Source organism: Aeromonas sp. QDB63 (genome assembly GCF_027707425.1).
Taxonomy (GTDB): domain Bacteria; phylum Pseudomonadota; class Gammaproteobacteria; order Enterobacterales; family Aeromonadaceae; genus Aeromonas; species Aeromonas caviae.
On the sequence record NZ_JAPCIS010000018.1, the window covers coordinates 64,255 to 74,413 of the forward strand.

Genomic DNA, 10,159 nt, shown 5'->3' on the forward strand with positions numbered 1-10,159 from the left:
GGAGGGCGCTATGATGGCCGAGTTGGAAGGCGCGATCCAGCGTTTATGGGAAGGGTTGTCACAGATCGGAGCATTTGCCTTCGAGGCGAGCAACGGGGTCGGATCCGCCACCGACTGGTGCGGTCGCGGGGAGGGTGCCGTGGTGGTGACCGATCACCATGGGGGGTGGCTGTATGCCGAGACGGGTCGCTACACCACGCCCCATGGCCGGGAGCTGACCATGCACAACCGCTTCTGGTGGCAGCGCACCGCACGGGGGATCATGCTCTCCCACCTGCGCTACGAGCAGCCGGTGATGCTGTTCGAGCTGTTGCCCCGGGGGGACGGGCACTGGGTCACGGCCGAGCCTCACCTGTGCGGGCAGGATCACTACAGCGCCGAGCTGACCGAAACCGGCGAGGGTTTCCTGCTCGCCTGGCAGATAACGGGGCCGCGCAAGAACGAGCGGTTGAGTTATCGCTACGGACCAGAGGCGCAGAGATAAAAAAACCGGCGCAGGGCGCCGGTAGAGGGGACAAATCGGAGGTTTTGTTAAAACGGTCCCAAAAACAGGAGAGATACACTCTCGTCACACACGCAGAGAGGGTCTTCAGGCATTCAGTGCATAGTTCAGCATGGCTTGCAGCTTGCTGTCGAAGAACCAGGGCAGCAGCACCATCAGCAGACCCAGCACCCCGGCTAGCCGGTGGCGATACTGCCAGCCGGCTATCAGTACCAGACCGCCGCAGAGGGTGGTCAGGATGCCTGACATAGGGCAGCCTCCCGCTGTTGGCGGCGCTGCTGTGCCCACTGGTTGAGGGCGACCGAACCCAGGATCAGGGCCAGCGCCACGCCGGTGGTGGACTGGATCTGCTCGCCGAGGAACAGGGCTCCCAGCATGACGCCGAACAGCGGCACCAGGTAGTTGCTGAAGGAGGCGAAGGTCGGGCCCGCCTTCTGGATCAGCGCCATGTAGAGGAAGTAGACCAGGCCGGTACAGAAGATCCCCAGCATGGCGACGGCGCCCATGGCCTGCTGGCTCGGCAGGGTGAGGGTGCTCAGGTCGGCCACGAAGGGCGCGGCCAGCAGCAGCTGGATGGCTGAGGAGATCAGGATGTTGCGGGCCACGACCACAGGATGGTCCTTGGCGAAGCGCTTGATCATCAGCAGGCCGATGGCGAAGCAGCTGGCACCGAACAGGATGGCCATGGCACCGAGCAGGCCGGCATTCATGCCGCTGGTCAGCTTGGGCCAGAACAGTACCAGCACGCCGATGAAGCCGATGATCACGGAGACGAGGCCGCCCTTGGTGATTCTTTCACCAGAAATAAACAAGGGAGCCGCCAGAATGGTCACAAAGGGGATACAACCCATGACCACGGCCGCGATGGCGCTGTCCACATACTGTTGTCCCCAGGCCACCATGATGAAGGGGATGGTGGCGTCGAGCAGGGCGATCAGCATATAGGTTCGCCAGGGCGTGTGTTCACTCTTGAGGCGCATGAACAGGCAGAGCAGACCCAGGGTCAGGCTGCCGCACAGGGCGCGTCCGGCGGCCACCATGATGGGGGGCAGTTCAGCCACGGCCTGGTGCATGAAAATGAACTGGGAGCCCCACAACAGGCCGATCGCCAGCAACAACAGATAGCTACGCATTTGAATCTCCGATGTAATTCGCCTGCGCATTCTATGCAATCTGCTACTATGCCAAAAATGAATTGTCGTCATTCAACTATGGCCAATATCGATGGAACTGCCCCTCTCCCGCCTCGACCTCAACCTGCTCACCGTGTTCGACATGCTGATGCAGGAGCGCAACGTCACCCGTGCCGCCGAACGGCTGCACCTCTCCCAGTCCACCGTCAGCCATGCGCTGGGGCGCTTGCGCCAGGCGCTGGATGACCCGCTGTTCGTGATGAGTCGGCGCGAGATGATGCCGACCGAACGGGCCAAGGCGCTGGCGAGCCCGGTGCGCCAGGCGCTTGCCATGCTGGAGCAGGGGCTGCGTCAGGCCAAGGGATTCGACCCGGCAAGTGCCCGGCGGATCTTTCGCATCGCCACCCCGGGCTCGGTGGAGCACGGCCTGGTGCCGGTGCTGGTGGAGTGGATGGTGCAGCAGGCTCCCCATTGCCGACTGGAAGTGTGCGAGCTGGCGGACAGCGACTACGAGCGGGAGCTGGAGAAGGGGGAACTGGATCTGGTGATCGGGTTTGCCGGTGCCAACCATCTCTCGCCCCGGTTGTGGCGCGAGGAGTGGTTCAGCAATCCGCTGGTCTGTTTGTCGCCCCTCGGCAGCGCTCTGCCCGACATGCTGGGGCCGGGAGAACTGGTCAGCCGCCCCCATATCCACACCTCCAGCTGGGGCCACAGCCAGGCCATGGTGGATCTCTGGCTGGTCCGTTTCGGGGTGGAGCGGGAGCTGGGGGTCAGGCTGCCGAGCTTTATGGCGGTACCGCCGCTGATGGCGACCGGCCGCTACCTGGTGGTGGTGCCCGAGATGATCGGGCGCCACTTCTGTCGCCACTATCCGTTGCGCCTGCACCAGTTGGAACCCGCCATCCCCATCGTCTACCTGATGGCGGGCCACCCGCTCAGTGCCCATGACGAGGCGATCGGCTGGTTCAAGGGGTTGTTGCACCGGCTGGCGAAGGAGCGCTACGGCGCGGATGCGCTCGGCCATCCCGCACCGCAGGGGGCAGATCACGCCAATCCGGAGAAGTAGTCCAGCCCCATCGCCCCCTTCACCTCGGCCAGCACCTCGTCGGTGAGGGACCGGGCCTGCTCGGTGCCCTGCTGCAACAGGCGCAGCAGCTGGCGCTTGTCGGCGATGGCTGCCTCGCGCCGCTCCCGCATCGGAGCAAGCAGGGTCTGCAGGCAGTCGTTGAGTACCTGCTTGCAGCGCATGTCCCCCAGACCACCGCGCTGGTAGTGGGCCTTCATCTCGGCCACCAGGGCCTTGTCAGGGTGGAAGGCATCCAGATAGGCGAACACCGTATTGCCCTCCACCTGACCTGGATCGCTCACCTTGAGGTGATTGGGGTCGGTATACATGGCGAACACCGCCTGCTTGATCTCGCCGCTCGACATGCCGAGTTCGATGGTGTTGCCAAGGGACTTGGACATCTTGGCCTTGCCGTCGATGCCGGGCAGGCGGCCGGTGTCGCTCAGGATGGGCTGGCACTCGGTCAGCACCTCTTTGCCCACCAGGGTGTTGAAGCGGCGCACTATCTCGTTGGTCTGCTCCAGCATGGGCCGCTGATCCTCGCCCACCGGCACGTGAGTGGCACGAAAGGCGGTGATGTCGGCGGCCTGGCTGACCGGATAGACGAGGAAGCCGGCGGGCAGGCTGCGCTCGAACCCTTTTTGCTGGATCTCGGCCTTCACCGTGGGGTTGCGCTCCAGCCGGGCGACGCTGACCAGGTTGAGGTAGTAGGTCGTGAGTTCGGCGAGGGCGGGCAGGGCGCTCTGCAGGCAGAAAGTGGTCTTGGCCGGGTCGAGGCCGGCGGCCAGGTAGTCGGCCATTACCTCCAGCACGTGATCGGTCACCTTGGCCGGGTTGTGGCCGTTGTCGGTCAGCGCCTGCAGATCGGCGATCATGACGAACTGGCGGTAATGGTGCTGGGCGGCCACGCGCTGGCGCAGGGAGCCGACGTAGTGGCCAATGTGCAGTTTGCCGGTGGGGCGGTCGCCGGTCAGGATCACGGGGTTGTGCATGTCACTCTCTCCAGTTGGGTGAGCCGGGAGGCGACAAAGGGATGAAAACAATGACCGCCTCTCGGCGGTCACGGTGTTTTCTTTGGGAAATTTTACATAGAAAAGCAGTGCCGCCTGTTTAGAAGCAGCACCACCAGTAGTTGTGATTGAATGAGGTCATATTCATGGCAAATCACACTACGCCTGTTCGATCACTTCTGCAAGGGCACGACCAGCATGTCGCAGGGCACGGTATTCATCAGCTGGCGTGCGCTCGAGGTGAGCAGGCTCCAGAAGCTCTGGCGATGGCCGCACACCAGCAGGTCGATCTGGTAGTCCTTGACCGCCTGGTTGACCCGCTCGCTCAGATCGCCGCAGATCACCAATTTCTTCTCGATGGGGTAGTCCACCGAGGCGAGGAAGGCTTCCAGCTTCTCCTTCGCTTCGGCGATCACCTGGTCCTGCACGTTGTCGATGTCGATGTCGATCATCTCGGTGTAGAGATCCTTGAGGTCCACATCCACATGGATCACCGACAGCTTGGCGCCGTTGGAGCGGGCCCGGTCGACCGCCTTCTCGATCACCTTGCGGTTGTCTTCCGACAGGTCGATCGCGGCCAGTACGTGTTTGTAATAGGTTCCATTCATGGGAGTTCTCCTCACTGATCCTGGGTCCACTATACCAATGTCTGCTGAAACTAAAACGGCATCGTCGCCACAGTTTCAGGATTTGCCTGACCCCGAACCGGAAGGCGTAGAGGTGCAGGTGGCCGGGGAGTGCATATTTTGAACAGGAGTTTGACGCCGGTCACAGGCGTGCTATTGCCCCCGAGAAGGTGGGGGAATAGGATGTGCCCGTGCTTCGCAATGAACACAAAACAACAAAAAGCATCTGAATACCGCTTTGGGGAGCCTCGCGCTCCCTTTTGTTTTTCTGCCCTCTTCCAGTCCATATCCCGTCCAACATCAAGGTAATCCCGCCCCCCTTGGTTATGCTGTAGCCAGTTCCCTTGGCAAAACGGCCAGGGCTCCTCACCTGCAACCGGGTGGTGCTGTCATGGCCGTTTCTCATGCCCCACCGATGCACCGGAGAGTCCTTCATGATCATTCATCCCCAGATCCAGGGTTGTGTTGCCCGCAATTGCCACCCCATGGGTTGTCGCGCCGCCGTGCTGCAACAGATCGAACAGGTGCGGGCGGCGGGGCCGTTCAACGGGCCGAAACGGGTGCTGGTGCTGGGGGCATCGTCCGGTTTCGGGCTGGCGTCCCGGATCGCGCTCACCTTCGGCGCCGGGGCCGATACCCTGGGCGTCTCGTTCGAGCGGGGTCCCTCCGACAAGGGGCTCGGCAGTGCAGGCTGGTACAACAACATCTGGTTTCGTCAGGCGGCGGAGCAAGCCGGTCGCATCGCCGTCAACCTGATCGGAGATGCCTTCTCCGACACCATGCGCCAGCAGGCCATCGACGTCATCCGCCAGCAGCTCGGGCAGGTGGATCTGGTGGTCTATTCACTGGCGAGCGGAGTCAGGGTGATGCCGGATGGCACACAGGTACGCTCGGTGCTCAAGACCACAGGCCAGCCGCTGCAAGGCTGGGGGCTGGATCTGGAGCACGATGCGCTGGTGCAGCAGTCGCTGGTGCCAGCCACCCCTGAGGAGATCCGCGACACCGTCACCGTGATGGGGGGCGAGGACTGGCAGCGCTGGATGCAGGCATTGCAGCAGGCGGATTGCCTGGCCCCCGGCGCCCGGACCGTTGCCTACTCCTATATCGGCCCCGAGTCCACCTATCCTCTCTATCGGGACGGCACCATCGGCTATGCCAAGGAGCACCTGCACGCCACCGCCGAGACCATCAACCTGCAACTTGCCGGGATTGGCGGTCATGCCTGGGTGTCGGTCTGCAAGGCGCTGGTGACCAAGGCGAGCGTGTTTATTCCGGTGCTGCCTGTCTATCTGGGCCTGTTGATGGGGGTGATGAAGGAGCGTGGTGTTCACGAGGGCTGCATCGAGCAGATGCAGCGGCTGTTTGCCGACAAGATGTACGGGCCCAGAGGAGTCGTCGCCGATGGCAACCGGCTGATCCGGATGGATGACCACGAGCTTGAGCCAGCGGTGCAGGCCGCCGTCTCGGCGCTCTGGCCCAAGGTGACGCCGGAGAACTTCCGCACCCTGGGGGATTTTGCCGGGTTGCGCCAGGAGTTCATGCAGCTCAACGGCTTCGAGCTGCCGGGGGTGGATTACGGTGCGCCGGTGAACGTGGCGTCACTCACTGAGCTGACGCCCTGACACCCGCACGAGGGGGCATCAGGCGACGTTGCAGGCCAGTTCAGGGGAAAGATTGGGAGACTGGGCCAGCACGGTCTGGTTGCGCCCCTGGCGCTTCGCCTGATACATGGCCATGTCGGCCCGATGGATGAGCTGGCTCAGGCTGTCATCCTGCGTCGAGCGTTCCGCCACTCCGATGCTGATGGTCATGTGGGGGGCCGCCAGGTAGGCGATCCGGCTTCTCAGCTGCTCCGCCTGCCGCCAGCAGGTGGCCCCGTCCTGGGTCATGGCCACCAGAAATTCTTCCCCGCCCCAGCGCCCGATCAACTGCTGGTCCGGCGCCCAGCTCTTGAGCTCCCTGGCCAACTGCCGGATAGCCTGATCCCCCGCCTGGTGACCATGCTTGTCGTTGATCTGCTTGAAGTGATCGATGTCGATGATGAGCAGGGTCAGGGGCGTTTCGTGCAGCCATTGCTGACCCAGTCTCTCCAGCAGGGCGCGCCGGTTGGGCAGCCCGGTCAGCTGATCGAAGGTGGCGAGCTTGTAGAGGTGGCGCGAGCTGCGGTGGAGCCTGCGGGTGGTGAGCCCGAGCAGGATCAGGGCGACGGCCAGCAGCACCAGCAGCAGCAATTGGTAGTAGCGGGCACTCTGCTGGTAGAGCAGTTGCTGGCGCTTGTTCTCGTTCTCCTGCTGCAGCGCGCGATTGCTGGCCTCGCTGCGAGCCAGATCCATCTCGACCTGGAAGGCGGCCGCGTGCTGGCTCAGGGTCTGGTTGAAGTGCTGCTTGTAGTACTGCATGTAGCGGGTCATGGCCCCGTAGGCCTCGGGGTAGCGGCCCAGATCGGCCAGCAACCTGGCCTGCATCGCCCGACCATCCATGGAGAGAGGGGCGGTGTGCTCCATCAGCAGTTGCAGGGCCAGCTGCTTTTCGCCACGACCCAGCAAGGTTCTTGCCCGGATCTCGGTCAGACGGGAGGCTGCCTGCGGGCTATCCAGCCTGTCATAGATGGCTTGTGCCTCCTCCAGGCTGCGCCAGGCTGAGTGCCAGTCCGCCCGTGCGTTGAACACCATGGCCTGGTAGCCGAGGACGATGGCGCGATAGTGGGGTGACAGGCTCGGCGTGGCCAGCAGGGTATCGAGCAACTGGCTGGCTCTGGCAGGCTGGCCCATGTCGATGTAGAGCCTGGCCATGTTGGCCCGGATGATGGCCTGGCTGTTGGGTTCGTTGAGCTGCACCATCTGGCCGAGGGCATCCTGATAATAGGTCTCGGCCTCACGGTAGAGATTGAGGTCCGCATAGAGGTTGCCGAGGGTCATCAGCAGACGGCCGCATTGCAAGGTGGAGAGGATGGAACCCGGCTCTTTCTGCTTGAGGTGATAGGCGGTCTTGAGCTCGAGGATCGCCTCTTTCATCTGCTGGGTACGGTAGAGGGCGAGCCCGTTGAGGGCATGCCACTCCGAGACCTGCCTGGGGTGATGCCGGACCGCCGGCCAGAGCTGGGTGAGCAGCTCGAGCGCCTGATCCGGCGTATCGGCATCCAGGGTCAGGGCAATCTGCTGCAACCGGAAGTCGAGCAGGCGAAGGGTCTCCTGCTGGGCATTGGCCAGACCGCGGGCGCGGGCATTGTCGCGCTGTGCCTGGGGGTAGCGGCCAAGGGCTGCCTGGGCCAGGGACCTGGCGTAGAACAGTTCCATATCCTGCTGGGGACTGGCGTCGAGGCGCTGCAGATAGCTGACGGGATCGCGCGCCGCCTGCAATTCAGCCTCTTTCAGCAAGGAGGGAGCTGCCTGCAACTGGGTCATCCAGAGCAGCGCCAGTGCCATTATGAATCTCATTGAATCCTTTCCCCGACCAATGGCGCCATCATAATGGCTGATGTCACCTACACCATGTTTCTTTGCTTCTCTATAACCGTATGGGGGAGAGGATGAGGTGAAAAGTCGTCGCAACTGCGGGGTGCGTCGGTTGTCTCTGGTTGCGTCAGGATGCAACAGTGGCGACAATCGTGGGCAAATCACAGTGGAGAATCATCATGTTGGCCAAAGCCATGATCGAGAAGTTGAACGAGCAGATTAATCTTGAATTCTATTCCTCCAACCTCTACCTGCAGATGAGCGCCTGGTGCGAGGACAAGGGGTTCGAGGGGGCCGCCACCTTCCTGCGCCAGCATGCGGTCGAGGAGCGCCAGCACATGGAGCGCCTGTTCACCTACGTGAGCGAGACCGGTGCCATGCCGGTACTGGGGGCCATTGAAGCGCCTCCCCACGAATTCAAGTCCCTGGGTGACATCTTCCGCACCACCCTGGAGCACGAGTATCACATCACCAAGTGCATCAACGGTCTGGCCCACGTCGCCTTCACCACCCAGGATTACTCCACCTTCAACTTCCTGCAGTGGTACGTGGCCGAGCAGCACGAAGAGGAGAAGCTGTTCAAGAGCATCGTCGACCGTCTGAGCCTGGTGGGCGAGGATGGCAAGGGCCTCTATTTCATCGACAAGGAGCTGGCCGAGCTGGCCAAGGGCGCCCCGGCCAGCATCATGGACGGCAACGCCTGATAGTCGTGGACACTTAGTGTTCAGTCAGTACAATGACGGCCCCTTGTAAAGGGGCCGTTTTCTATTTGCAGGTGTCCTTGTACCGCTGTGCTGGTGTCTGCCGGGTACAATGACGGTCCTTTAAGGTAAAGGGGCCGTTTTTCTTTTGATGGGTGAGTGACGATGAAACAGGTGGATGTGGTGGTGATCGGTGCCGGGGCGGCCGGATTGATGTGTGCAGCCCAGGCTGGCTACCGGGGTCGCTCCGTGCTGGTGCTCGACAACGCCAAGAAGCCGGGCCGCAAGATCCTCATCAGCGGCGGCGGTCGCTGCAACTTCACCAATCATCAGGCGGGTCCCCATGCCTTCCTTTCGGCCAACCCCCACTTCTGCAAATCGGCGCTGGCGCGCTATACCCAGCAGGATTTCATCGATCTGGTGGACAGGCACGGCCTGAACTACCACGAGAAGACGCTGGGCCAGCTCTTCTGCGACGACAGCGCCAAGGATATCGTCGACATCCTGCTGACCGAGTGCGACTGGGCTGGCGTGACCCTGCAGTTCCAGACCGAGATCCTCACCGTCAGCAAGACAGATGAAGGCTTCGTGCTCGACACCAGCAAGGGGGAGATCGCCTGCTCGTCGCTGGTGGTCGCCACCGGCGGCCTCTCCATGCCGAAACTCGGTGCTACCCCTTACGGCTTCAAGCTGGCGGAGCAGTTCGGCCTCTCCGTGCTGCCGACTCGCGCCGGGCTGGTGCCCTTTACCCTGCATCAGGCCGACAAGGAGGCCTTCGCCGATCTGGCGGGGGTCAGCCTGCCGGTGGCGGTGACCGCCGAGGACGGCACCCGCTTCAAGGAGGCCATGCTGTTCACCCATCGCGGCCTCTCCGGCCCCGCCATCCTGCAGATCTCCTCTTTTTGGCTGGCGGGGGAGAAGATCCACATCAACCTGCTGCCGGATCTCGACATTCCAGAGACCCTCAAGACCTGGGCCCAGGCCCATCCTGCCCAGGAGCTGAAAACCGTGCTGGGGCGCGAGCTGCCCAAGCGCTTCGTCGACAAGCTGGTGGAGCAGGGATGGCTGGTGAGCAAGCCGATGCGCCAGTACAACGAACGGGAGCTGGAGGCGGTGGCCACCCTGCTGGGGGATTGGCAGATCCTGCCCAACGGCACCGAAGGGTATCGCACCGCCGAAGTGACCCTGGGGGGAGTGGATACCAACGCGCTCTCCTCCAAGACCATGGAGGCGCGCACCGTGCCCGGCCTCTACTTCATCGGCGAAGTGGTGGACGTGACCGGCTGGCTCGGTGGTTACAACTTCCAGTGGGCCTGGTCGTCGGGCTGGGTGGCAGGCCAGTACTGCTGAGGAATGCCGCGGCCCTGTGGTGAATGGCCCCGTCAGCGGCCTCTCGGGTGACAACTTCCAGTGGGCCCGGTCGTCGGGCTGGGGAGAGGCCGTATTGCTGACAAAGAGGCTCGGCGGATGAGTCCGAGCGGATCGGGCCGTGTCAGGCGGCCCGAGTGATGGAACCAGACGCGGCCTGCTCAGGCCGCGTTTTTTATGGTCGGTCGACTCGTCCGTCGACGCTGGCGGCCGCTTGGCCTCTAGGCTGTGTTCTTAAAGTGATGAAGATATAATCTCACATCTTCTCAACAGCTTAAGATCCATTCCGTGTCCCGCC

Annotated in this window: 10 protein-coding genes; 5 read left to right on the forward strand and 5 right to left on the reverse strand. The window is 62.8% G+C overall.

The genetic code is table 11. From position 1 onward, the window contains the following. Positions 1-13: 13 nt before the first annotated feature. Positions 14-484, forward strand: coding sequence for a DUF6314 family protein (locus PG879_RS12795; RefSeq protein WP_039040696.1), 471 nt, complete (start codon positions 14-16; stop codon positions 482-484). Positions 485-589: 105 nt separating this feature from the next. Here PG879_RS12795 and PG879_RS12800 read toward each other — a convergent pair whose 3' ends face one another. Then, complete coding sequence (locus PG879_RS12800) at positions 590-751, reverse strand: hypothetical protein (RefSeq protein ID WP_010672325.1); 162 nt, start codon at positions 749-751, stop codon at positions 590-592. Beyond that, positions 736-1,635: a DMT family transporter gene (locus tag PG879_RS12805; protein ID WP_045522666.1), complete on the reverse strand. Its 900-nt coding sequence runs from the start codon at positions 1,633-1,635 to the stop codon at positions 736-738. Before PG879_RS12805 ends, PG879_RS12800 begins: the two co-directional genes overlap by 16 nt. Before the next feature lie 91 nt (positions 1,636-1,726). On the opposite strand from PG879_RS12805, the gene PG879_RS12810 reads away from it, so the two are divergent. Then, positions 1,727-2,701, forward strand: coding sequence for a LysR family transcriptional regulator (locus PG879_RS12810; protein ID WP_270830277.1), 975 nt, complete (start codon positions 1,727-1,729; stop codon positions 2,699-2,701). Here the strand turns inward: PG879_RS12810 and trpS are convergent. Both trpS and PG879_RS12820 read right to left on the reverse strand, forming a co-directional pair. After that, a complete protein-coding gene (trpS, locus tag PG879_RS12815) occupies positions 2,680-3,693 on the reverse strand; it encodes a tryptophan--tRNA ligase (protein WP_270830278.1) in 1,014 nt (337 codons plus the stop codon). The genes PG879_RS12810 and trpS overlap by 22 nt on opposite strands. 191 nt (positions 3,694-3,884) lie before the next feature. Next, positions 3,885-4,319, reverse strand: a complete 435-nt coding sequence (locus PG879_RS12820; RefSeq protein ID WP_010672329.1) for a universal stress protein — start codon at positions 4,317-4,319, stop codon at positions 3,885-3,887. A gap of 452 nt (positions 4,320-4,771) precedes the next feature. Between PG879_RS12820 and fabV the strand changes: the two genes are divergently transcribed. Further along, entirely contained in the window at positions 4,772-5,959 is a 1,188-nt protein-coding gene (fabV, locus tag PG879_RS12825) for an enoyl-ACP reductase FabV (protein WP_045522675.1), read from the forward strand. An 18-nt stretch (positions 5,960-5,977) separates the two neighbouring features. Here the strand turns inward: fabV and PG879_RS12830 are convergent, their stop codons facing one another. Beyond that, positions 5,978-7,762 carry a diguanylate cyclase domain-containing protein gene (locus PG879_RS12830; RefSeq protein ID WP_333563502.1) on the reverse strand — a complete coding sequence of 595 codons (1,785 nt, stop codon included), beginning with the start codon at positions 7,760-7,762 and terminating at the stop codon, positions 5,978-5,980. A 209-nt stretch (positions 7,763-7,971) separates the two neighbouring features. Here PG879_RS12830 and ftnA point away from each other — a divergent pair, with 209 nt between their 5' ends. Beyond that, positions 7,972-8,496: a non-heme ferritin gene (gene ftnA, locus PG879_RS12835; RefSeq protein WP_010672333.1), complete on the forward strand. Its 525-nt coding sequence runs from the start codon at positions 7,972-7,974 to the stop codon at positions 8,494-8,496. A gap of 162 nt (positions 8,497-8,658) precedes the next feature. Then, positions 8,659-9,843 (forward strand): NAD(P)/FAD-dependent oxidoreductase, encoded by a 1,185-nt coding sequence (locus PG879_RS12840; RefSeq protein WP_270830280.1) that lies wholly within the window; start codon positions 8,659-8,661, stop codon positions 9,841-9,843. The last annotated feature ends 316 nt before the right edge of the window (positions 9,844-10,159 follow it).

Coding starts and splice junctions, on each gene's coding strand:
- PG879_RS12795 (WP_039040696.1), top strand. CDS start 14: ATGGCCGAGTTGGAAGGCGCGATCCAGCGTTTATGGGAAGGGTTGTCA.
- PG879_RS12800 (WP_010672325.1), bottom strand. CDS start 751: ATGTCAGGCATCCTGACCACCCTCTGCGGCGGTCTGGTACTGATAGCC.
- PG879_RS12805 (WP_045522666.1), bottom strand. CDS start 1,635: ATGCGTAGCTATCTGTTGTTGCTGGCGATCGGCCTGTTGTGGGGCTCC.
- PG879_RS12810 (WP_270830277.1), top strand. CDS start 1,727: ATGGAACTGCCCCTCTCCCGCCTCGACCTCAACCTGCTCACCGTGTTC.
- trpS (WP_270830278.1), bottom strand. CDS start 3,693: ATGCACAACCCCGTGATCCTGACCGGCGACCGCCCCACCGGCAAACTG.
- PG879_RS12820 (WP_010672329.1), bottom strand. CDS start 4,319: ATGAATGGAACCTATTACAAACACGTACTGGCCGCGATCGACCTGTCG.
- fabV (WP_045522675.1), top strand. CDS start 4,772: ATGATCATTCATCCCCAGATCCAGGGTTGTGTTGCCCGCAATTGCCAC.
- PG879_RS12830 (WP_333563502.1), bottom strand. CDS start 7,762: ATGGCACTGGCGCTGCTCTGGATGACCCAGTTGCAGGCAGCTCCCTCC.
- ftnA (WP_010672333.1), top strand. CDS start 7,972: ATGTTGGCCAAAGCCATGATCGAGAAGTTGAACGAGCAGATTAATCTT.
- PG879_RS12840 (WP_270830280.1), top strand. CDS start 8,659: ATGAAACAGGTGGATGTGGTGGTGATCGGTGCCGGGGCGGCCGGATTG.